The organism is Paraburkholderia bannensis, assembly GCF_014200455.1.
Classification (GTDB): domain Bacteria; phylum Pseudomonadota; class Gammaproteobacteria; order Burkholderiales; family Burkholderiaceae; genus Paraburkholderia; species Paraburkholderia bannensis_A.
Map to the genome: position 1 here is coordinate 24,268 of NZ_JACHBW010000034.1, position 20,117 is coordinate 44,384.

Below are 20,117 nucleotides of genomic sequence, written 5' to 3' on the forward strand. Positions count from 1 at the left end.
AACCCTGATGGATGTCGAGAACACGGCACGAACCGGCATCCTGAAGGGGTGTCTTGTCAGGTTGAAGGCGCATCCGCTCTCGAAAGTCGGACCCGGACTGATTACCGGCGTAGCCGACGACGATCCCAGCGGTATCGCAACCTACTCCCAGGCGGGCGCGCAGTATGGTCTGGGAATGTTGTGGACCATGCCGCTTGCCTTCCCGTTGATGGCCACAATCCAGTTGATGTGCGCCGATCTCGGCCGCGTGACAGGCAAAGGGCTAGCAGCCAACATCAAGGCGGCATTTCCGCCATTCGTGCTCTACTCAGTGGTGGTGTTGCTGCTGATCGCTAACACGTTGAATATTTCTGCCGACGTCGCAGCAATGGGCGAGGTCGCGGAACTGGTGACCGGCGTCAACAGGCATTGGATGACGGCCTGCTTCGTATTTGCCACGCTGGTATTGCAGGTCTTCATCCCTTATCACCGATACGTGCACTTTCTGAAGTGGCTGACGCTTTCGCTCGTCGCCTACGCGGCAGTGCTGTTCACCGTACACGTCCCGTGGCGCCAGGTCGCGCTGCGTACGTTCTGGCCGACCTTCACGCTTGATGCTTCCTCGGCCGCAGTCATCGTGGGCGTATTCGGCACGACGATCAGCCCCTACCTGTTCTTCTGGCAGGCCGCAGAGGAGGTCGAGGATATGGAGCGCAGTGATGGGAGCGCTCCGCTGGTGTCTGACGTCCGCGCGGCGCCTCCCGAGTTGCGGAGAATTAGCTGGGACACATGGAGCGGAATGTTCTATTCCGACCTTGCCGCCTGGTTCATCATGCTCGCGACTGCCGTGACTTTACACGTTGCTGGCGTAACGAATATTGATACGGCGGCGCAGGCTGCTAGCGCGCTTCGTCCTCTTGCTGGTGATTTTGCTTATGCACTCTTTGCGGCCGGCATCTTCGGCGTCGGGATGATTGGCGTGCCCGTGCTGGCAGGCTCAGGCGCCTACGCATTGTCGGAGGCGATGGGCTGGAACGAAGGTCTGGAGAGAAAGGTGGCCGATGCCAGTGGCTTTTACGCAATCATCGCGGTAAGCGTGTTGATCGGTCTGGTGTTGCAATATTCTCCGATTAGTCCCATGCGAGCCCTGTTGATCAGTGCGGTCATCAATGGTGTAGTCGCTGTACCGCTCATGGCGGTCGTTATCCTGCTGGTATCAAAAGCCTCAGTGATGGGTAAATTCACAGCGCGATGGCGAATCCGGATGCTAGGCTGGCTGGCCACGGGGGTAATGGGCGTTGCCGCAATTGCGATGCTGGTTGCGCATTGAACTTTGCCTGAATCGGTTGACCGAGATCAATTGCAAATGCGCCTTGAGGGCTAGATTGGCTGTTACAAATCCATTCGACCTTGGGAGCACGCTCATGCAAGCCTCTGACATCATGACAACGGAAGTCATCTCGGTGCCTGTTTCGGCGAGCGTTTTCGACGTTGCCGAGTTAATGGCGAAACATCACATCAGCGGCCTTCCGGTGCTAGGCGATGACGGAAAGATTGCCGGCATGGTGAGCGAGGGCGATCTGCTGCATCGCGTCGAAACCGGCACGGGCAAACCACAGCGTTCCTGGTTTGCCGAGTTTCTCTATTCGACGCGTCGGCTCGCGACGGAATATCTCAAGGAGCATGCGCTGAAAGTCAGCGACGTGATGACGGCGAATGTCGTGAGCGTCCTGCCGCAGACGCCGCTCGCGGACGTGGCTGACCTTTTGCAGCGGCATCGGATCAAGCGCGTGCCCGTGGTCGTGGACGGCAAGGTGCTCGGCATCGTGAGCCGTTCCAATCTTGTGCAGGCACTTGCGCGTGCTGCTCAAGGTCCGTCTGGCGCACTGGCTTCCGACGAAGCGCTGCGCCAGCACGTCGTGCAGGTGCTCGGCGGCCATCGCTGGGCGATGGCTGCGGAAGACGTGGTGGTGAAGGATGGCATCGTCCATCTTTGGGGTACGGTCACCTCGGAAGAAGAGCGCCGGGCGATTTGCGTCAGCGCGGAGCGGGTGATCGGCGTCAAAGGCGTAGAAGATCATCTCGGCTACCCAACCTATTTCACGCCGATGTGACGGCCGATGCGTCGGCTAACCGCTAGCAACACGACCGTGCTCACTGGTTCTGCATTTGGAATACGCGGCACCCTGATAAAGGTCGACGTAGGTTTGCACACCCTGCACGGTCTCGACGTCAGATGCGGATGAAATGCCCTCTGACAAAACGCGCGGGGACAACGCGCAGAGCTGAATCGAGGTTTGTATTCCTCGCGGTCACCATTGATCCAGATCAAATTGGCGGGCGTTGCGCGCAGGCAGCATTCATGGCCGGACAATCTGACTATCAACCACGCCGTGAGGAAATGCTGGATGCGCTCTTATCGTGAGCTGGAACGTGACCTGTTGCATATCGAGGCGGCAATCGCTTTGCTGGAGCAAACAAGGGCTTACCTTTCGTTGGGGGGGCCGGTCAATGACCCTGCCTACTGGAAAGCGAAAATCAGGCAACTCACGTCTGAATGGCCGCGCGACCGCATGCTGGAGCGCCAGGCGGCCGACATGATGACCCGCGTTGAGAATCTCGCGCTGATTCCGACTTCAGACAAGCCGTCACCACAGACAACATGACTAGCCATACTACGAAGCCGACACACATGCACCGTTCCACAACATCGGTGGCGCAAAGCGTTGAGAACATCGAAATAGTGTTCTACAAGCAAATTCTGGATCACCGTGGATTCCCGCACCGGTGCGAACTGATGCGCATCCCTAAAAAAGCAGCGAACGTCGACGGGGCAATCGCCGATGCCATTCTGGAGTTTGAAACGTCGCAGCAGGTGAACGACTGGTCGATCGCGGCAGACTGCTACGACGTACAGCAGCGTTGCGCGGTGTACTGACCGGGGGAGGAGCAAAGCTTTTCAGCAGTTCGAGCCTCCAGACATGGCTCAAGCCGAACCAAAAATGTTGACCGCGAATGAGCGATTTCGGAGCGGCGCTGGGGCGCTCAACAATGGGCACGCAAATGGGCAGCGGTGAACACGATACAAATACAAATCCTGGTCATTCGTCGAACAGAAAAAGCTTGACGGATGCACCGTCGTTCGCGCACTGGGCCTTGCTCACGGGCTGTCTGATTGCCATTCCTGCGTTCTATCTCGAACTACTCGCGACGTCGCACGCTACGCTGCTGATTTCCCGATTGCTTTACGCAGCGATGGCCGCAGCTTGCTCAGCCGCTATTGTTAGACCATTGTGCCTGGAGTTCACGCCCAAGCAGTTTTATGGAAACTATGGTTTCGATGTCGTCATCACTGCTGGCGCCGTTCTTAGTGTGTTCGGTGGCGAGACACCCTGGTCGTCCTTCGAATGGATACTCAGGCTCGCGTTCATGGGAGCGATCGCGCTGCGTATTGCCACTATGCTGCGCGCGTACGTTGAACCAACCCGCCTCGCGTGGCTGCCTGTAGCGGGAGCAGGTGTTCTTTTGCTTGGCGGCGCGGGCTTTTACGCGTTGGAGCCAGGCGTGCACAGCTATGCCGAGGGATTGTGGCTGGCATTCGAGAGTAGCGCTACTGTCGGGTACGGCGATATCGCTCCTACGACGCCCGCGTCGCGCATTTTTGCCGTATTCGTTGTGTTGCTTGGCTACGGCATGTTTTCGCTGGCATTTGGCGGGCTGGCTGCGTGGCTCATTGGCAAGGAAGAGCGGCGGCTGAGACACGAGATGCACCGGGATATCAAATCGCTCCGTGAAGAAATCCAGGCACTGCGTGGGGAGTTCAGCAGCGCGCCTGCGGCCATCACGCTGCGGCATGGAAGAGCTTCGTCCCGTGCTTTCGCGCATCAGGTGCCAAACGCGCGCTCACGGCAAAAAGGGGCACGCGTCAATTAGAGCGTGTTAGGCACTTACGGCTAGACCTGGTATCCTGGGCGGATGGCAAAACGCAAACCTTACCCGACGGATGTGTCCAACGAAGAATGGAGCTTTGCGGCTCCGTATCTGACGTTGATGCACAAAGATGCTCCACAGCGCCGATACGAACTGCGCGAGATGTTCAACGCGTTGCGCTGGATCGTGCGCGCGGGCGCGCCCTGGCGCATGTTGCCAAATGACTTTCCGCCTTGGGAACTAGTTTATCAGCAGACGCAACGCTGGATTCAGGCGGGTTGTTTCGAGGCCATGGTCAATGATCTGCGTTCGGTTATCCGCGTCGCGCAGGGCCGCAAGGGTCAGCCCAGTGCCGTCATACTCGATGGGCGTACGCTGCAATCGAGCTGCGAGAGCGGACCTCGCGCCGGTTACGACGGCTATAAGCGTAAGCGAGGCAGCAAGGTTCACATGGCGGTCGATACGTTGGGACAGTTGCTGGCTGTACACATTACACCGGCCAACGAGCAGGAGCGAGCCCAGGTTGGCGAACTCGCGCGTCAGGTCCAGGAGGTTACAGGCCAGACGGTTAAGGTCGCGTTTGCCGATCAGGGCTATACCGGTGAGGAACCCGCTCAGGCAGCGCTGGACGAAGGAATTGAGCTTGAGGTAATCAAACTGCCGGAAGTGAAAAAAGGCTTTGTTCTGTTGCCACGCCGATGGGTGGTCGATCGTAGCTTCGGTTGGCTGAACCGCTTCCGCCGGTTGGCACGAGACTATGAGCGATTGCCCGAAACCCTAGCTGGTCTGCATTTCGTCGTATTCGCCGTGCTCATGCTTGTCCACTTCGCAGCCCTTAATAAAAGTGCCTAACACGCTCTAAGTGAGGCTGGCGTAGACACTCTCTGAGCGCGGACTTTATTTGGTTTCCTGGATTTTTTGATCAGGCAGCTGCTTGATCGACATCAAACGAGCCGCCTCGCCTCGGGCCATCATTGAATCATTGCCCTGATTTTCATGCACGCGCAGGCGGTCGTCTTCGCGGCGACAGGGGGCAGAATTTCGTGGAGGAAACATGAAAGCCCTGGTCTACAACGGTCCCGGCAAGTTTGCGCTTCAGAGCTGCCCGATGCCCACCTTGCAGGGACCGGGCGATGCGATCGTCAGGATGTCGAAGACGACGATCTGCGGAACCGATCTCCATATCCTCAAGGGTGATGTGCCCAGTTGCGAGCCGGGCCGCATTCTCGGCCATGAAGGTGTTGGCGTGGTGCACGAAATTGGCAGCGGCGTATCGACGCTCAAGCGAGGCGACCACGTACTGGTGTCGTGCATATCGAGCTGTGGTCAGTGCGAATACTGCCGCCGGGGCATGTACTCGCACTGCAAAACAGGTGGCTGGATTCTGGGCAATCGCATCGACGGTACGCAGGCCGAATATGTCCGCACACCACACGCGCAGACGAGCCTGTACCGGATCCCGGCGGGTCTCGACGAGTCAGCGCTCGTCATGCTATCCGACATCCTGCCGACGGGCTTCGAGTGCGGCGTGCTCAATGGCAAGGTTGCGCCAGGTAGCACGGTTGCCATCGTCGGCGCGGGCCCCATTGGTCTCGCCGCGTTGCTGACCGCGCAGTTCTATTCGCCGTCACAGATCATCATGATCGACATGGATGCCAATCGCCTCGCGTGCGCGAAGCGGTTTGGCGCCACAGCGTGCTTCGATCCGCGCACGGGCGATGTCGCCGATGCCGTGATGACACTCACTGACGGCGCAGGGGTGGACTGTGCCGTCGAGGCCGTTGGCGCGCCGGCGGCATTCGAGCTTTGCCAGCAACTCGTGGCTCCGGGCGGGGTCATTGCGAACGTTGGCGTGCATGGCGTACCGGCCTCGATTTTCCTCGACAAGCTCTGGGATCGTAACGTCACGATCACAACGCGGCTGGTCGACACGGTGAGTACACCGATGTTGCTCAAGACGGTATGCGCGGGCCGCATTGATCCTGGTCGACTGATTACTCATCGCTTTGCGTTCGAAGAAATGACGAAGGCCTACGAGACTTTCTCGCACGCTGCCGATACGCACGCGCTGAAAGTGATCATCGAGATGTGATGCGCGAGCGAGTTGGCGTGCTCAACTTGGCGTGCTCAACAAGGAGATCGACACCGTGGCACTCAATGGACATATCGACACTACCGGTTGGCGCGTTGACGCCCATACGTCGCCCGCATCCGAAGGAGGTTACTCGTGCGAGATCGTTGTTTCGCATGGAGATGCGCCACGACAGGCCACGCATACGTTCACGCACCATCTCACTTTCGAAACCGAGCGCGATGCCTTACTGGAAGGGTTGCGCGAAGGCATGGTGTGGGTCGATCTGAAACTGCGCCACGCGTTCGAAATGTAGTCAGCGTTGCGAGCCGGTACTCCGCGCTGTCAATATGCGGGCGGAGATTGCTGTAACCGGCCGCCGGCCTGTTTTTTAGCCCTTGAACCAATTGCTGTTCCAGGCACCTGCTGCCATTCACCATTGACGTTTCAAGTACGTCAATGGTGAATGGCAGCAGTTTTCATCTTCCAAGGTAGGCGACCTACGCGTGCGCAGGAGTTCAGGATCGCCGGTAAGACGCGCAAATTACTGGCTCAATACCCACTGGACAAGTGTACGCGCGTCCTCGGCGGAAAGCGGGCCACCGCGATCTTCAGGTAAAGGCATGGCCATATCGCCCCAATGTGCCTTGCCGCCGTGCCGCAGTTTGTCTTCGAGCATGAAGCGTGCGTCGGGTTTGTCGCGGTAGCGTTGTGCAATCTGGTGGAAGGACGGCGCGAGAAACGGTGCGTCAGACGTGTGACAGAACATGCAGTGCTGCTGGTCGACAAGTTCGGTCGGTTCGGGAACCTGGGCATGTGCGATATTGCCATGCAACGCCATTGCGCATAATGCTACAGCGTGAATGAGGAACAAGGCGGCGCGCGACGTAGGTGACAGCGTTGCTGGAACAGTTGCAATCGTAAGCGGAGTGGGCGACATCGAGCGTCTCCTGGGATGAATAAGGGAACTGGAGGAGAGAGTCATCTGTTCATGGTGTCAGGCATTGGCGCTGTGCCATTGACATGTGTCAAATGGGCACGGCGCGCGTCCCGGCGGCTTACAAAAACAGACGGCGCCGGACCAGGCGCCGTAAAACCACGCGTACCTCAGGGCCGAGGTTCACCGTGCCAGCACTATCTCTGCACCGGTCACGACACGACGTCGCTCAGTGGGCGGCGTGGCGAGGGGCCGTCGGGCGTACCGTGTCCAATGCGCAGCAGGATCTGCGGAAAGGCGGTATTGGGCAGGTCGAGCAGTGCATTTAACTGCGAACGCAGTTCAACCGATTCAATCGGCTGGTTCAGATAAGAGGCGCAAAGTCCATGAGACGTGAGGACAAGCAGCACGCGTTCCAGTGCCTCACCCACTGCGAGCCAGGCGTGAGCGTCGTCTATGCCCGTCGCAATGCACAACAATAGAGGCGATCCCGCAGCCAGGTTCCGATGAGTCGCAGCGACGCCATCGCCGATATCGAACGTTCGCATTGCCGAAGCGGCGAGTGGCGTGGCGAAATCAAGCAGGGCGCCCAGTCCGGCGGCATAGGCTGGCATGCCGTCGCCTTTTCGGCGCGGATGGATCCAGTTAGCCAGTTCGCGTCGGAAGCCTGGGTTACCGAACTGTCGTCTATCGCCTTCAGCAACGAGATCAGCTATTGCCTCGCGCGTGCCCGCATCGCTCGTGCATGCCACGTCGACGCCTTCGGCGACGGCTGCATCGATCAATGCGTTTTCAACTTCCTTCGAAACCGGCTGCGCAGAAAATGGGCGACGCGTGGTGACCCGAAGTGCAATGGCACTGGCAAGCGGTGCCAGTTCGGCCGCCACGGTTCGATCATTCATCAAACGCACATCTGCAAGCAGATCAGGATCGAGAGTTGAAGGGAACAGGGTGATTGCATAGCCAATGTCGAGGCTTGCGAGCGCCACGCGTAAATTAAAGAGCGCAGCTCCACAGCTGATGGTCAGCTCGCGATCGAACGGATCCACGACAGGCAGCGCCCGCAGTCTGTCGGCGCACAGAAGGATCCGGTCGCGGTCGGTAACGAAGCGCCAAGGCTGGCTGTTATGGCTCGACGGAGCAAGTGTTGCCTGACCCAAGGCGTAACGCAGACTGTCGTCGTTGGGTTCGCTGCGTGGCGCGTCAGATGCGCACGCCTGCGTAGTATCGAGCATGGTCATTGGCACCTCTACGATGGCGCGGCGCGCGCCAGGTGTCGATCGCGGGAAACAGGCGGTCCAGAATCATCAATCTGGAAACGTCCTCAGAATGCGAGCCAGTGTAGGGTCGATCGGCCGATTGCAGTTGACCTGAATCAATCCGATCAGATAAGCACACGCAGCCCGACGCGCCCGACATCAGTTGACGCATATCAATTGCGCGCAGGGAGCCATTCGTATAGTAGGGCGATGTTATCCCGAGCCAATTTGTGGCCGGGCCACCGTACGAAGGAGAGCGCGATGCGCAAAGACCGGGTTGCATTCATCAGCGGCGGCATGGGTGGGCTGGGCGCCGCCATCAGCCGGAGGTTGTATGACGCGGGCCTGACCGTCGTCGTATCGCATTCGGAGCACAACGACCATGTCGCGACATGGCTGAATCACGAACAGCAAGCCGGGCGGACGTTTCATGCTCTGGAACTCGACGTATCGAACTACGATTCGTGCATCGAGTGTGCGCGCAAGGTGCTGGCAAAATTCGATGGCGTCGATGTCCTCATCAACAATGCTGGAATTACCCGCGATGCGAGTTTCCTGAAGCTGACCAAGCCCGACTGGGATACGGTGCTGCGCACGGACCTCGACAGCCTGTTCAATCTCACGAAGCCATTCCTGCCCGGCATGGTGGAGCAGGGCTTCGGGCGAATCGTCAATATAGGTTCCGTGAATGGATCACGAGGCGCGTTCGGGCAGACGAACTACGCAGCGGCGAAAGCAGGTATTCATGGATTTACGATGTCGCTCGCACTGGAAGTCGCTAAGCGCGGCGTGACCGTCAATACGGTATCGCCCGGCTATCTTGCGACGGCGATGGTGGAAGCAGTGCCGCAGGACATCATGAATACGCGAATCCTGCCTCAGATTCCAGTGGGACGCCTGGGGCGACCAGAAGAGGTCGCTTCGCTGATTGCCTACCTCTGTTCCGATGACGGAGCATTTGTGACAGGAGCGAATTTTCCTGTCAACGGCGGCATGCATATGCAGTAGTCAACTGTGTCGCGTACGGACGGCATGCCCGGCGATCTCTGTGGTCAGTGCGGGCGAGGCACCGACAGCGCTTCACGAAGCGCGGTGGCGAAGCGCTGAAATGCCACCAGGGACCCCGAGACGCTCTGGTACTTTTCGCGCCCGATCTGGCCGTCGAGCGTGACGAGCATGCCAGCGCTGCGGGCGAGCGTGAGCAGGGATTCAGCGTCATCAGCCGGAATGTTGGGGCGGCTTGCAGTAGTCAGCGGGTTCATCTGGACGGAGGGCATGTCAACGCTCCTTCAAAAGAACGGAGAAAGTCGGGCTTGCTTCGATGTAACCAGTATGGGACGCGCCCGTGTGCGTTCCAATGAGCCACAGCTGAAACTGGCGTAAGTCCAATGCATTGTTTGTAGGGAATTGCCGACACAAGGGAGGTAAAGTGGCCGAGATCGTGACGCTCACATTGAACCCTGCCGTTGACGTCTGGACAGCAGTGGACCGGATTGTCGATACGCACAAGCTGCGCTGCGAGCCCACGCGTTGCTATCCCGGTGGCGGAGGCATCAACGTGGCGCGCGTTATCCGACGCCTCGATGGTCAGCAGGCGCGTTGTCGCGCCCTCTACCTTGCCGGCGGAGCGGCAGGCATCAGGCTTGAACAGATGCTATCTAACGAACGTATACCGAACCGGCGTTTGCGCATTGCAGGCGAGACGCGCGAGAACTTTTCGGTAATGGAACGCGCGACCGGACGCGAGTTCCGCTTTGTTTTGCCGGGCCCGTATGTAAGCGAAGAGGAATGGCAGGCAGCGCAAATGGTGCTCGACTCGATTAAAGCCGCCCCGGGTGAGTCTGGCATGCCAGACTATTGGGTAATGAGCGGCAGTCTGCCTCCGGGATTGCCACCACAAGCCTACGCAGAACTGGCACGCAGCGCGCGCCTGCGTGGAATGCGCGTAGTGCTGGACACCTCGGGTACGGCGCTCTCCCTTGCACTCGACGCGGGTGTCTACCTCGTGAAACCGAGTCTTTCCGAATTGGCAAGCCTGATGGGAACTCCTTTGTCAGAGGAATCTGACTGGACGAAGGCCGCACGGCAGATCGTTCACGACGGCCGGGCGCAGATTGTCGCTCTGACGCTGGGCGCGCGTGGTGCGCTGCTCGTTTCGTCGGAAGAAACAATCCGTCTTCAGGCGCTATCGGTGCCGGTAGCCGGTGCGACCGGCGCGGGCGACAGCTTTCTTGCTGGACTACTTGTCGCTTTGCGGCGTGGTGACCCATTGCGCGACGCAGCGTGCCTCGCTCAGGCAGCTGCCTCTGCAACCTTGTTGTCGAGTGGCACGGCACTGTGCGATCCCAGCGAAGTGGCGCGGCTGTGCGCCGACACGCGCAGAGTCGTCTAAGTGAACGACCGCGTCAGAGCTTGTTGTGCGGAACAGAGTTTCGCGAGGAGACCACGATGTACGAGAAGATTGAACTGGCCTATGACGGCAGTGAAACGTCGAAGCAGGCGTTGACCGAGGCACTGAAAATTGCACTCCTGTGCGGCGCTCAACTTCGAATCGCGTATGTGCTCGATGTTGTTTCACCGATGAGCGTAGGCATGGATTTGACTTATATGCCTGCGGAGGTGATCGACGCATATCGCGAAGACGCCCTGGCGATGCTTGAGGCTGCCGGCAGCGAAGCGAAGACGGCAGGCGTGCGCTGTGAGACGCGTTTGCTCGAAGTGCAGGACATGAGCGACGGCGTGGCGCAATGTCTGGAACGTGAAGCTTCGAGCTATGGTGCGCAACTCGTCGTGCTGGGCACGCACGGCAGGCGTGGCGTTAAACGCGCGCTGCTCGGCAGTGTCGCCGAGCAGTTTGTGCGCATCGCTCAATGCCCGGTGTTGCTCGTCCGCGTGTGAGCAGCCCAACTATAGCGTGAGATCAGGGCACCGTAGAATCAATCCCAGTGCCCTTTTCACGTAGTCGTGTCGGCTACAGCTTCCGAGAACCAGGGAACGTCGGCAGAGAGCGCCGCGGCATACGACTCCCAACCGAACTCATAGTGGTCGAAGAGCCATTCCCTGACCGGCGAAGCCAGAGCGCTGCGGTCGAGTCTCTCTTCGAGTAACAGCGCTGGCCAGCGATAAAATGCGTGAAGTGCACGCTGTTCAAGTTCGCGTAGCGGCATGGTCTGTGCGACGTGGTCGAGCAAAGCCATCTGCGCGAGCGACGGATATTTGCGGATCAGTTCGCCGACAAGCTGCACTTCATATTCGTGTTCCTTCACGGTTGTCAGCATCTCCAGGACGCTGCCAAGCTGCTGCAGCAGCGCCCGGCGCTCAAAGGCATCGTTCATGATTGGTTACTCCACCTGAATCTCATTTCGCCCGACGGATGTGCTCGCGTCCGTTCGGGCGCGTAGTTTGTGACCTCGGGCTATCGGTCACGGTATGAACGTTTAACTGGTGGTATCCGACTTGAGGCGCAACGTTGGCAACTGCCCCCAGCCGAGCGGCGCGTAGACCATTCCCCCCGCAAGCTCGACCAGTTCGGTAAATCGCTGTATCGTCACGCCTGACATGATGTGAATGGGAACACCGCCGAAATAGTTCTCGGAGCGAAGCCACGCTGTCTTCCTCGCGTTAATTTCCTGCACGCTGTAGCTGTGGGCGTGTGCGCCTTCTTCCGGGCCCAGCAGCGGCCCATCGAAGCCGAGCTTGAGAATCTGATCCGGTTCGTCTGCATAGGGCAGGCCCGACTCGCGCATGTACGGCGCGTGCTCCCAGCGCTCACCCCATTGCCGGTCGAGCGCGATGCGCGTGAACCACGCCCAGGGCGTGCGGACGTAGCAGAGTCCATAGGCGTTCTGCACTGCGCTCAAATCAACACGGGCTGACATCTTTCATCCTGATCAGATGGGGGCCGGTCAACCTTGTTTCGCGGTCGACAGCTTGCGCGTCCACGCTGCTTCGCTCGGGCGAACCAGCCGTGGTGTGCATTTATCAGTCTCGCTACTCACGGGTGAGCGCGGTTGACCCAGATCAACCAGTCCTGGAGCGATAAAGGAAGCCCGGAAACCTGGCTCCGATGGGCGGCCAGTTGACAGAGATCAGTTGGTGCCACGGCTGCCGGGGTACTGTGATGGTCGTGCGCGCACGACGCGCCGGGCAGCGGAGGCGATACCATGACAACGACCGCCTATCGAAAAATCTTGCTGGCTGTCGACGGCAGCGGATCGGCACGTCGCGCCGCGCGGGAAGCCATCGCGCTCGCAGCGCTCGCGCATGCGCATTTACACGTGATGTACGTCGTGCATAAATGGGGTCTTGCGCCGTATTCAGGCTATTACGATCCCGACGCGCTCGGGAGGGTGCTAAGCGATGAGGGCCGTCAGGCACTGGACGAGGCGAGGCGCTTGGCAATTGGGCAGAACGTTCCGGTTGCCGTCGAGCTTGGCGAAACACTTGGAAAATCCGATTCGATTGCCCTGTGTCTGCAACGCTGCGCAATCATACGGGAAGCGGATCTGGTGGTCGCGGGTACGCACGGCAAACGTGGGATAAGCCGGGCGGTTCTGGGAAGTGTTGCGGAGGAACTTCTTCGCATTTCGCCTTGTCCGGTTTTGATTGTGCGTTGCTAGCATTGGCAGGACAGGGCTCAGGAGTGATTCATGAGAGCGATGGTCTTCGATGGTGAAAGTCCGGTCCTTCGTGAAACCCACTTGCCCGATCCATCACCGGGAGAGGGGCAGCTATTGATCGACGTGGCTGCGTGTGGTGTATGCCGCACCGATCTCCATGTCATCAATGCTGAACTTGAACATCCGAAGCGACCTTTAATTCCCGGCCACGAAATAGTGGGCAGGGTCGCGGCACTTGGCACCGGCGTTACTGGATTCGCTATTGGCGATCGCGTGGGCGTACCGTGGCTCGGGCATACATGCGGCCGTTGCCGCTTCTGTGTTCATGGTCGCGAAAATCTGTGCGACTCGCCAGGATTCACAGGCTACACGATCGACGGCGGCTACGCGACGCGTACTGTCGCGGATGAACGCTATTGCCTTCACTTGCCACGCCAATACCGTGACGTCGAAGCTGCGCCATTGCTGTGCGCCGGGCTAATCGGTTTTCGTTCGCTCGTGATGGCGGGTGACGCTGAGCGCATTGGTATTTACGGTTTTGGTGCCGCGGCCCACGTCGTGGCCCAGGTAGCGCAGCATCAGGGCCGTAAGGTCTACGCTTTCACCCGTCCCGGCGACAACGACGCACAGGAGCTTGCGCGACGGCTGGGCGTGGCATGGGTCGGCGGCAGTGATGAACAGGCACCCGTTGAACTTGATTCTGCACTGCTGTTCGCACCGGCTGGTGCCCTTGTGCCCATCGCATTACACGCACTTGCTAAAGGCGGGACAGTAGTCTGCGGTGGCATTCATATGAGCGACATCCCGTCGTTCCCTTATGCGTGGCTTTGGGGAGAGCGGCGCATCGTTTCCGTTGCAAACCTGACGCGAGAAGACGGCATCCAATTTATGGACATTGCTGGACAGCACAAGCTGTCGATACAGACTACTGAATATCCTCTCTCGAGTGCCAACCAGGCGCTCGCTGATCTGCGAGAAGGCAGGCTGACTGGCGCGGCGGTACTGACGATGGATTGAGCTTGCTGCGTTGATCAATCGAATGCGTGTGTTGGGCTTAGTGCTCGATGGCCCAGACCGCCCAGACAGCCGCGACGATAAATAATTGCCCGGATATCACGATCACCGCGAATGCGCGCGTGCCTAGAAAAATCGCCACGGCACATTTGGTCAAGGCATTCGACGTCACCGTGACGAGAACGGGAAGTACCGCCTCTTTTGGCGTAATCAGCGATTGAGCCGCCAGAGACGCAACGGAGGCTGCCGTGGAATGGGCGTCTGCCAGGCCGCCGATAGCTGCGGTGATGGCGATCCCCGCGTTACCAAGCCAACGCGTGAGCAGCACGCTGGTCAGCGTGAGTATCATGAGCGTCGCGGCGAGGATCAGTGCGGCCTTGATATCGACTGCACGTCCAACCACCATTGCCTCATGGGCTGGACTCCGGGACGCGAACCACGTCACGACAAGACCGAAGACGAGCGACGCAATGGTGCCAGCCGCGAGCGACGGGCCGAGTGGGAGCAGTAGGGGTTTGAATACGACGCCAACGACTGCACATAGCTGGGTGAGTGTTGCTAGGGAGGACAAAGCGGCTGCAGCCGCCATTGGCAGTGGGGTGGCGGGAGACGCTTTGGCGCGGCGTCCCATCGCGGCTATTGTCGCCACGCTGGAAACAAAACCACCCAGAAGCCCGGCGAAGGCTAGACCAATGCGCGGCCCCAGGGCAACCTGGGAAATGTGACCCATGGTGCTGATCAACATTACCAGCACGGCGAATCGCCATACGGTCTGCGGGTTGATGGCGCCGAAGATGTCGACGGCGCGATCGGGCAGCATCGGAAGAATAACGAGGGCAGACGCCGCGAGCGTTAGCAGATCGAAGACTTCTTCACGTCCCAGTCTGGACGTCACAAAATCGTGCAGTTGTGAGCGGGCGGCGAGCACGATCGTCAGAATCACGCCCAACGCCGCCGCCAGTGTGGCGTCGGCAACGGCGAGGCCACCCAGCAGCAATGTGGCAATCATCGCTGATTCAGTGGTCAGTCCCGGATCGTCGCTTGGTCGTAGGTACGCGGCCGTACTGAGTGCGCTCAACGCCAGGGTTGACGCGACCGTGAGCAGCGTGCCGCCCAGGCGCATGCTGATCGCACCCACGACGGCAATGACAACGAACGTGCGGATGCCTGCCGCCGCGCGCGTTACCCCGGTTCCTTTTCGACGCTCTCGTTCAGCGCCTACGAGAAGACCGATGCCGAGCGCAACCGCAAAAGGCATGTATTCGGCGCTGGGCGAGTTCATGTCGTCGCTTCCGTGAATCGCACGCGACTACTTCGCTGGCGGTACGAGCAACATTGGAGTGGAAGTGAGCCTTGTCATGCGTTCCGCGACACTGCCGAGTATCCAGTGCGTCAAACCGCGGCGCCCATGTGTTCCGACTACGAGCAGTTGTGCGTTCCATCGCATTGCTTCACGATTGAGTGCGTGCGGTACATCATCGAATGAGCTTGCAGTCCTGAGCACGGCAGTTTCGATTTGCCATCCTTTCTGGCGATATGCGTCAAGTTTGGCGTGCGCGTTTACGATGGCCGTATTTCCGACCTCTCTGAGCGCATCTTCAAGACGGGTTTCAAGGCTTCCCGTGCCAAAGGCGAGGAGGCGGTCAACGACGTAGATGACCCGCCAGTGCGCCTGCGATGTCGCCAGTCGAGCCGCAACGGGGAGAGCCGCGAGCGACTCGTTGCTGCCATCGGTGGCGAACACAATGCGTGAGGGTTGCTCATCGGCATTGAGTTCGTACCCTGCCGGGATGATTAACACCGGCCAGCGAAGCAACTGCGTGAATGGTGCGCAAACTTCTCCAACTACCCATCGTATCAGGCGTCGATGCTGGTGGCTGCCGAGAACGACCAGATCCACCGCGTAACGTTCGGCGACTTCATCGAGTGCCTCGACGATGTTCCCGTCTTTTTTGCAGAGATCGATGACCTCTGCTTCGACGCGCGCGCCGCACTGATCCAGTGATTCGCGCGCTGCCTTGACAGCTTCGTCAGCATCCCGACGCAGTTCGCTCCTCGCAACGTCCAAAGTCTGGCCGGACCATGATCCAAGGGGCGCGAACGAGCGTGGGTCTTCCGCCACGCTCACGATATGCACGGTCATATTTGATCGCAACAGCGAACGGAGATATTGCAGAGCGACAATTGACGCTGGCGAGGCGTCGACCGCAACCAGAATGTTCGAAATCACTGGTAGCGACGCGGAGTCATTCGTAAGGGCGGTCATCGCAGTCTCGATCGGTAGACAAGTGGTATGTCTACATTGAAACGTAGCTGCCGCGCGCGATTGACAAAGGTCAACTGAACGCCTTTTGAGGGCCGATTGCTCGGTCGGCTGATATGCAGCGAGTGTTTGCGCGCGCCGACCTTAAGCGTCACGTCAAAATTTTCCTTGGCGCTGGTACAGGCGTGTTTTGGCGCCGCGTCAACGGGATTCAAGGCTTTTTGGGACATGCCTCGTCGGCTGTGTTAGGGGCGTCAGCAAGTTATGGGAGAGGATGCGCGAAAGTGAGCTTCCTCGAGTCGACTGGCCGCAATCTGCCGCAGATCGGCCCCTCGTTGTGCCGACGCGGCTGACCGTTCATGGCACTGCGTCCGACGACCGAGAGCGGCGACCACCTCGACCGCACGTCTTAAGCAAAGGGCATAACCCGACCCACTGCAGTCGTTCGGTACAGCGCGGCCTGGACGGATGGTCCGCCGGAGATTCCGGCCATTCCCACGGCTGCGCTAGGGGCACGCCTTTTCAGTCCTGCTTCGACGATTGCGGCGCTTCACGCGTCAGCTTCGCCTGTCGTCTGGATTTTTCGTTGAGGATCTGATGACGCCGGTGGTCCGTCATCTTTTTCCAGCCGCGGGCTTCCTCACGCGTCCGGTAGCAGCCAGTGCAGAGCCCGGTCTTGCCATCGAACGCGCATAGGTCGATGCAGGGCGATTTAACTGCCACGGCTCAGGTAACAGCCCGGTTGGGATTCACTTCGACCGTCACATGCGACAGTCCCTTGAACCGCTTGAGCGCCGCGTGATAGAAACCCGGGTTGCGCTGTGCTTCACCTGTGGCGACCGAAACGACCGCGCTCATGTGCCCTGGGCCTACGCGCCACACATGCAGGTCGAGCACGGTGTCGCCGTTGTCTTCGATGACGTGGCGGACGTTCTCGGCCATGCGGCGGTCCGTGTTCATGTCGAGCAGGATGCCACCCGTATCGCGCATGAGGCCCCACGACCAGTTTGCAATGACGAGCGCGCCAATTACGCCTGCAAGCGGGTCCATCCAGACCCAGCCAAACGCGCGGGCCAGCAACAGGCCGATGATGGCCAGCACGGAAACTGCAGCGTCTGCAATCACGTGAATGTAGGCTGAGCGGATGTTGTGGTCGCGGTTCGCGGCAGTCTGTGCATCGTCGTGGCCGTGCTCGTGCTCCTCGAACTCGACCTCGTGTTCACCGTCGGGCAGGCGGACAACTGCCTTGAACGCGTGCGGCTCTGGAATGTCGTTCTTCGACTCCAGATAACCACCGCGATCGGCAAACGCGAAGGTCTGGTGCGTGCCATCGGGGCGGATTGTCGTCACTGAAACAGCATCGGCGCTCACGTTCGAAGCAGCCGTTTCCGGCTTGATACGAAAGACGGGCGGCACACCATCTTCGAAGATCGACACAGCAAAGACTCCAGCGCTACCGAAGATGCGTTGCACATCCTCTTCGTGGTCGTGATCGTCTTCATGCCCATGCCCATGCGCGTGGTCATGAGCGTGCCCGTGACTGTGTCCGTGGCTGTGCCCGTGATGGTCGCCGCTCAGCAGCCAGACGCTCGCCAGATTGACCAGCAGACCAAGCACCGCGATAGGGATCGCCTGACCGAAGTGAATGGGCACAGGCGAGAGAAAGCGCGAAACGGCCTCGTACCCGATCAGCAGCGCAATCATCGCGAGCACGATGGCGCTCGTAAAGCCCGCAAGGTCTCCGAGCTTGCCGGTACCGAATACGAAGCGCGGGTCGGACGCGTGCCTGCGTGCGTAGGTATACGCCAAAGCAGCGATCAGCATCGCGCCGGCGTGCGTCGACATGTGCAGGCCATCGGCGACGAGCGCGAGTGAGCCAAAAAGACTCCCGCCGACGATCTCGGCCACCATCATCGCACTGCACAACGCGATCACCATCCAGGTTCTGCGCTCGTTCTCTTCATGGGCTGCGCCCAGAAAGATGTGGTCGTGTCCCGCCCCGAAAGCGGCGTTCTCGAATTGGCTCATGTTTCTCTCACTTGAAATAGCTGTGCACCACTTCGATCAATTGTTCGGTGCCGCTGCCGTGCTCGTCGTCGTGCGGCTCCGCGTCGACAAGGTGCGTCCGGATGTGGTCTTCGAGAACCACCGCGAGCAGCCCGTTCATCGCGCCACGGCTGCTCGTGATGAGCTGCAACACATCCATGCAGCCGCGCTCGTCCTCCAGCGCACGCTCGATGGCCTCGACCTGTCCCTTGATGCGGCGCACCCGGTTGAGCAGCTTCTGTTTTTCGCGAATCGTATGGCTCATGCTGCGCCTCCAATCATAGAGTAGGGGGGTATATTATCAGAATAGGGTGGAGGGGTATACCAAAATGCCGCTGCGCGACAGGGCGCGAAGCTTTTATAATCGCCGCGCTCTTCGGGGAGTAGCCGCTTCAGGCGCGATGTCTGGCGGCGCACGTCAACATAGTTCTACCTCAACCCTGGTCGCTCGATGAAGCGGCATCTCGCCCGTTTTTCCGGCAGGCACTGGAAGCGGGCATCAATTTTTTCGACACTGCAAATATCTATTCGGGCGGAAGCTCCGAGGAAATTACTGGACGAGCGCTTAACGACATGGCCCGGCGCGAAGAGATTGTCGTCGCGACAAAAGCCTTTTTCCCTTGGCGCAACTCGCCCAATACTGGATTCCTGTCCCGCAAAGCGCTTTTCCAGTCAATCGACGACAGCCTGAACAGACTGGGGATGGACTATGTGGACCTTTACCAGATCCACCGCTTCGATCACGGCACCCCTGTCGAAGAAACCATGGAAGCGCTGCACGACATTGTGAAAGCGGGAAAGGCCCGCTACATCGGTGCGTCGTCCATGGAGGCATGGCGCTTCGCGAAGATGCAACACATCGCAGAGCGCAACGGCTGGACACGTTTCATTTCAATGCAGCCCCAATACAACCTTCTTTACCGCGAAGAAGAGCGGGAAATGCTGCCGCTTTGCGCCGATCAGGGCGTTGGCGTCATTCCCTGGAGTCCCATGGCCCGTGGCAGGTTGACGCGCAACTGGAGCGAAACCACCTCGCGGACGCAGAACGATGCGTTTGCTTTGAAGATGTACCAAAACGCCGAAAGTCAGGATCAAAGAGTCGTCGAGGTCGTGGCGCGTATCGCCGAGAATCGCCAGGTGCCCCGCGCGTACGTTGCGCTGGCGTGGTTGCTGTCAAAGCCGGGCATCACGGCCCCGATCGTCGGGGCGACAAAGCCAGAACATCTTGCGACCGCCATAAGCGCGCTCGACTTCTCATTGACGGAAGTCGAAATCGCTGCACTCGAGGAGCCGTATGTTCCGCATCCTGTCGATGGGATCGTGCCCCCGCTCCCCGAGCAGCCGCCGACGATTACGCCGCCGCGCGGCTGATTGGTTCACTGACAGCGACAGCAACCCTAATCGTGCCTGGTCTAAAACCTCGCTGAGAGCGTTGCTGCTCGAAAGTGTGAATCGGAAGAATCGGATAATCCACCATGCTCAAAAGATACTGCCCCACGTCCGGCCTCATATGGGTGCTGATCTGCGCCCTCGCGCTTTTGACCGCACACGCCGATGTGTACGCGCAGGAACCGACGACCATGTTAGTGCGCATTTCCGAGATCGAGGTCTTCAGCCAACGTCTCGATGAATATCAGCGCACCTTGAGTGAAGAGGCGGAAGCCTCGGTGCGTCTGGAACCGGGAGTTCTCTGCATCTTCCCGTCCGCTCAAAGGGAGAATCCGACTCAGATCAGGATTCTGGAAATCTATGCGAACCGCGATGCATACAATGCCCACCTAAGGTCGCCGCATTTCCGGAAATATAAGACTTCAACGTTGGAGATGGTGAAATCACTGCGGCTTGTGGACATGCACGCCATGGATGCAAGTGCGATGCCGTTAATCTTCAAAAAAATGGGCGATCTGAACCGCCCCGGGAATCGTGGAGGCTGGTTGGTTTAAGTTAATGCCGGTTCAGCGGCAACCGTTTCAAGTTGCCGATAGTAGTTTGCCTCAGC

General features: G+C 59.3%; 25 protein-coding genes. 15 read left to right on the forward strand and 10 right to left on the reverse strand.

Annotation, left to right across the window (positions count from 1 at the left end; all coding sequences use genetic code 11):
* Positions 1 to 7 precede the first annotated feature (7 nt).
* From F4827_RS33120 to F4827_RS33155, 8 genes are all read left to right on the forward strand, one after another.
* On the forward strand, positions 8 to 1,309 hold the full coding sequence (locus F4827_RS33120) for an NRAMP family divalent metal transporter (RefSeq protein WP_183732911.1): 1,302 nt from the start codon (positions 8 to 10) through the stop codon (positions 1,307 to 1,309).
* A complete protein-coding gene (locus tag F4827_RS33125; protein ID WP_311675155.1) occupies positions 1,299 to 2,093 on the forward strand; it encodes a CBS domain-containing protein in 795 nt (264 codons plus the stop codon). Before F4827_RS33120 ends, F4827_RS33125 begins: the two co-directional genes overlap by 11 nt.
* Positions 2,094 to 2,297: 204 nt before the next feature.
* The gene (locus F4827_RS33130; protein WP_221303912.1) at positions 2,298 to 2,645 is read left to right on the forward strand and encodes a hypothetical protein; all 348 of its coding nucleotides are present in this window, start codon (positions 2,298 to 2,300) and stop codon (positions 2,643 to 2,645) included.
* Between the two features lie 26 nt (positions 2,646 to 2,671).
* On the forward strand, positions 2,672 to 2,917 hold the full coding sequence (locus F4827_RS33135) for a hypothetical protein (protein WP_183732917.1): 246 nt from the start codon (positions 2,672 to 2,674) through the stop codon (positions 2,915 to 2,917).
* 77 nt (positions 2,918 to 2,994) lie between these two features.
* Complete coding sequence (locus tag F4827_RS33140; RefSeq protein ID WP_260175539.1) at positions 2,995 to 3,912, forward strand: potassium channel family protein; 918 nt, start codon at positions 2,995 to 2,997, stop codon at positions 3,910 to 3,912.
* Between the two features lie 42 nt (positions 3,913 to 3,954).
* Positions 3,955 to 4,761: an IS5 family transposase gene (locus tag F4827_RS33145; protein WP_183732920.1), complete on the forward strand. Its 807-nt coding sequence runs from the start codon at positions 3,955 to 3,957 to the stop codon at positions 4,759 to 4,761.
* Positions 4,762 to 4,963: 202 nt separating this feature from the next.
* Complete coding sequence (locus F4827_RS33150; protein ID WP_183732923.1) at positions 4,964 to 6,001, forward strand: zinc-dependent alcohol dehydrogenase family protein; 1,038 nt, start codon at positions 4,964 to 4,966, stop codon at positions 5,999 to 6,001.
* Between the two features lie 55 nt (positions 6,002 to 6,056).
* Entirely contained in the window at positions 6,057 to 6,296 is a 240-nt protein-coding gene (locus F4827_RS33155; protein ID WP_183732926.1) for a UDP-glucose 4-epimerase, read from the forward strand.
* A 228-nt stretch (positions 6,297 to 6,524) separates the two neighbouring features.
* Here the strand turns inward: F4827_RS33155 and F4827_RS33160 are convergent, their stop codons facing one another.
* Both F4827_RS33160 and F4827_RS33165 read right to left on the reverse strand, forming a co-directional pair.
* Positions 6,525 to 6,821: a c-type cytochrome gene (locus F4827_RS33160; RefSeq protein ID WP_183732989.1), complete on the reverse strand. Its 297-nt coding sequence runs from the start codon at positions 6,819 to 6,821 to the stop codon at positions 6,525 to 6,527.
* Between the two features lie 308 nt (positions 6,822 to 7,129).
* Entirely contained in the window at positions 7,130 to 8,158 is a 1,029-nt protein-coding gene (locus F4827_RS33165) for an Acg family FMN-binding oxidoreductase (protein ID WP_183732929.1), read from the reverse strand.
* A 279-nt stretch (positions 8,159 to 8,437) separates the two neighbouring features.
* Between F4827_RS33165 and phbB the strand changes: the two genes are divergently transcribed.
* Entirely contained in the window at positions 8,438 to 9,184 is a 747-nt protein-coding gene (phbB, locus tag F4827_RS33170) for an acetoacetyl-CoA reductase (protein ID WP_183732932.1), read from the forward strand.
* A 44-nt stretch (positions 9,185 to 9,228) separates the two neighbouring features.
* Here phbB and F4827_RS33175 read toward each other — a convergent pair whose 3' ends face one another.
* Positions 9,229 to 9,453, reverse strand: coding sequence for a hypothetical protein (locus tag F4827_RS33175; protein ID WP_260175540.1), 225 nt, complete (start codon positions 9,451 to 9,453; stop codon positions 9,229 to 9,231).
* 152 nt (positions 9,454 to 9,605) lie between these two features.
* On the opposite strand from F4827_RS33175, the gene F4827_RS33180 reads away from it, so the two are divergent.
* Entirely contained in the window at positions 9,606 to 10,568 is a 963-nt protein-coding gene (locus tag F4827_RS33180) for a 1-phosphofructokinase family hexose kinase (protein WP_183732937.1), read from the forward strand.
* 56 nt (positions 10,569 to 10,624) lie between these two features.
* Entirely contained in the window at positions 10,625 to 11,074 is a 450-nt protein-coding gene (locus tag F4827_RS33185) for a universal stress protein (RefSeq protein WP_183732940.1), read from the forward strand.
* Positions 11,075 to 11,130: 56 nt separating this feature from the next.
* Here F4827_RS33185 and F4827_RS33190 read toward each other — a convergent pair whose 3' ends face one another.
* Both F4827_RS33190 and F4827_RS33195 read right to left on the reverse strand, forming a co-directional pair.
* The gene (locus tag F4827_RS33190; RefSeq protein WP_183732943.1) at positions 11,131 to 11,511 is read right to left on the reverse strand and encodes a hypothetical protein; all 381 of its coding nucleotides are present in this window, start codon (positions 11,509 to 11,511) and stop codon (positions 11,131 to 11,133) included.
* A 102-nt stretch (positions 11,512 to 11,613) separates the two neighbouring features.
* Entirely contained in the window at positions 11,614 to 12,054 is a 441-nt protein-coding gene (locus F4827_RS33195; protein ID WP_183732946.1) for a hypothetical protein, read from the reverse strand.
* A gap of 285 nt (positions 12,055 to 12,339) precedes the next feature.
* Between F4827_RS33195 and F4827_RS33200 the strand changes: the two genes are divergently transcribed.
* Complete coding sequence (locus tag F4827_RS33200; protein ID WP_183732950.1) at positions 12,340 to 12,795, forward strand: universal stress protein; 456 nt, start codon at positions 12,340 to 12,342, stop codon at positions 12,793 to 12,795.
* 30 nt (positions 12,796 to 12,825) lie between these two features.
* A complete protein-coding gene (locus tag F4827_RS33205; RefSeq protein WP_183732952.1) occupies positions 12,826 to 13,812 on the forward strand; it encodes a zinc-dependent alcohol dehydrogenase family protein in 987 nt (328 codons plus the stop codon).
* Positions 13,813 to 13,849: 37 nt separating this feature from the next.
* On the opposite strand, the gene F4827_RS33210 is transcribed toward F4827_RS33205, so the two are convergent.
* From F4827_RS33210 to F4827_RS33230, 5 genes are all read right to left on the reverse strand, one after another.
* Positions 13,850 to 15,091: a DUF4010 domain-containing protein gene (locus F4827_RS33210; protein ID WP_183732954.1), complete on the reverse strand. Its 1,242-nt coding sequence runs from the start codon at positions 15,089 to 15,091 to the stop codon at positions 13,850 to 13,852.
* 27 nt (positions 15,092 to 15,118) lie between these two features.
* Positions 15,119 to 16,075, reverse strand: a complete 957-nt coding sequence (locus F4827_RS33215) for a universal stress protein (RefSeq protein ID WP_183732956.1) — start codon at positions 16,073 to 16,075, stop codon at positions 15,119 to 15,121.
* 519 nt (positions 16,076 to 16,594) lie between these two features.
* Positions 16,595 to 16,795, reverse strand: coding sequence for a DUF1289 domain-containing protein (locus F4827_RS33220; protein ID WP_183732958.1), 201 nt, complete (start codon positions 16,793 to 16,795; stop codon positions 16,595 to 16,597).
* 3 nt (positions 16,796 to 16,798) lie between these two features.
* Positions 16,799 to 18,100, reverse strand: a complete 1,302-nt coding sequence (gene dmeF, locus F4827_RS33225) for a CDF family Co(II)/Ni(II) efflux transporter DmeF (protein WP_183732972.1) — start codon at positions 18,098 to 18,100, stop codon at positions 16,799 to 16,801.
* 7 nt (positions 18,101 to 18,107) lie between these two features.
* Positions 18,108 to 18,383 carry a metal/formaldehyde-sensitive transcriptional repressor gene (locus F4827_RS33230; protein WP_115532886.1) on the reverse strand — a complete coding sequence of 92 codons (276 nt, stop codon included), beginning with the start codon at positions 18,381 to 18,383 and terminating at the stop codon, positions 18,108 to 18,110.
* Positions 18,384 to 18,523: 140 nt separating this feature from the next.
* On the opposite strand from F4827_RS33230, the gene F4827_RS33235 reads away from it, so the two are divergent.
* Together F4827_RS33235 and F4827_RS33240 are read left to right on the forward strand one after the other, a co-directional pair.
* Positions 18,524 to 19,489 carry an aldo/keto reductase gene (locus tag F4827_RS33235; protein WP_183732995.1) on the forward strand — a complete coding sequence of 322 codons (966 nt, stop codon included), beginning with the start codon at positions 18,524 to 18,526 and terminating at the stop codon, positions 19,487 to 19,489.
* Between the two features lie 104 nt (positions 19,490 to 19,593).
* Complete coding sequence (locus tag F4827_RS33240) at positions 19,594 to 20,061, forward strand: putative quinol monooxygenase (protein WP_260175541.1); 468 nt, start codon at positions 19,594 to 19,596, stop codon at positions 20,059 to 20,061.
* Positions 20,062 to 20,117: the final 56 nt, after the last annotated feature.

What these genes read in the sequence shown, in the direction of transcription:
- F4827_RS33200 (WP_183732950.1), top strand. Translation starts at nt 12,340, where the DNA reads ATGACAACGACCGCCTATCGAAAAATCTTGCTGGCTGTCGACGGCAGC.
- F4827_RS33165 (WP_183732929.1), bottom strand. Translation starts at nt 8,158, where the DNA reads ATGACCATGCTCGATACTACGCAGGCGTGCGCATCTGACGCGCCACGC.
- F4827_RS33140 (WP_260175539.1), top strand. Translation starts at nt 2,995, where the DNA reads ATGAGCGATTTCGGAGCGGCGCTGGGGCGCTCAACAATGGGCACGCAA.
- F4827_RS33120 (WP_183732911.1), top strand. Translation starts at nt 8, where the DNA reads ATGGATGTCGAGAACACGGCACGAACCGGCATCCTGAAGGGGTGTCTT.
- F4827_RS33240 (WP_260175541.1), top strand. Translation starts at nt 19,594, where the DNA reads ATGCTCAAAAGATACTGCCCCACGTCCGGCCTCATATGGGTGCTGATC.
- F4827_RS33150 (WP_183732923.1), top strand. Translation starts at nt 4,964, where the DNA reads ATGAAAGCCCTGGTCTACAACGGTCCCGGCAAGTTTGCGCTTCAGAGC.
- F4827_RS33210 (WP_183732954.1), bottom strand. Translation starts at nt 15,091, where the DNA reads ATGAACTCGCCCAGCGCCGAATACATGCCTTTTGCGGTTGCGCTCGGC.
- F4827_RS33230 (WP_115532886.1), bottom strand. Translation starts at nt 18,383, where the DNA reads ATGAGCCATACGATTCGCGAAAAACAGAAGCTGCTCAACCGGGTGCGC.
- F4827_RS33135 (WP_183732917.1), top strand. Translation starts at nt 2,672, where the DNA reads ATGCACCGTTCCACAACATCGGTGGCGCAAAGCGTTGAGAACATCGAA.
- F4827_RS33215 (WP_183732956.1), bottom strand. Translation starts at nt 16,075, where the DNA reads ATGACCGCCCTTACGAATGACTCCGCGTCGCTACCAGTGATTTCGAAC.
- F4827_RS33195 (WP_183732946.1), bottom strand. Translation starts at nt 12,054, where the DNA reads ATGTCAGCCCGTGTTGATTTGAGCGCAGTGCAGAACGCCTATGGACTC.
- F4827_RS33205 (WP_183732952.1), top strand. Translation starts at nt 12,826, where the DNA reads ATGAGAGCGATGGTCTTCGATGGTGAAAGTCCGGTCCTTCGTGAAACC.
- phbB (WP_183732932.1), top strand. Translation starts at nt 8,438, where the DNA reads ATGCGCAAAGACCGGGTTGCATTCATCAGCGGCGGCATGGGTGGGCTG.
- F4827_RS33175 (WP_260175540.1), bottom strand. Translation starts at nt 9,453, where the DNA reads ATGCCCTCCGTCCAGATGAACCCGCTGACTACTGCAAGCCGCCCCAAC.
- F4827_RS33185 (WP_183732940.1), top strand. Translation starts at nt 10,625, where the DNA reads ATGTACGAGAAGATTGAACTGGCCTATGACGGCAGTGAAACGTCGAAG.
- F4827_RS33160 (WP_183732989.1), bottom strand. Translation starts at nt 6,821, where the DNA reads ATGGCGTTGCATGGCAATATCGCACATGCCCAGGTTCCCGAACCGACC.
- dmeF (WP_183732972.1), bottom strand. Translation starts at nt 18,100, where the DNA reads ATGAGCCAATTCGAGAACGCCGCTTTCGGGGCGGGACACGACCACATC.
- F4827_RS33145 (WP_183732920.1), top strand. Translation starts at nt 3,955, where the DNA reads ATGGCAAAACGCAAACCTTACCCGACGGATGTGTCCAACGAAGAATGG.
- F4827_RS33190 (WP_183732943.1), bottom strand. Translation starts at nt 11,511, where the DNA reads ATGAACGATGCCTTTGAGCGCCGGGCGCTGCTGCAGCAGCTTGGCAGC.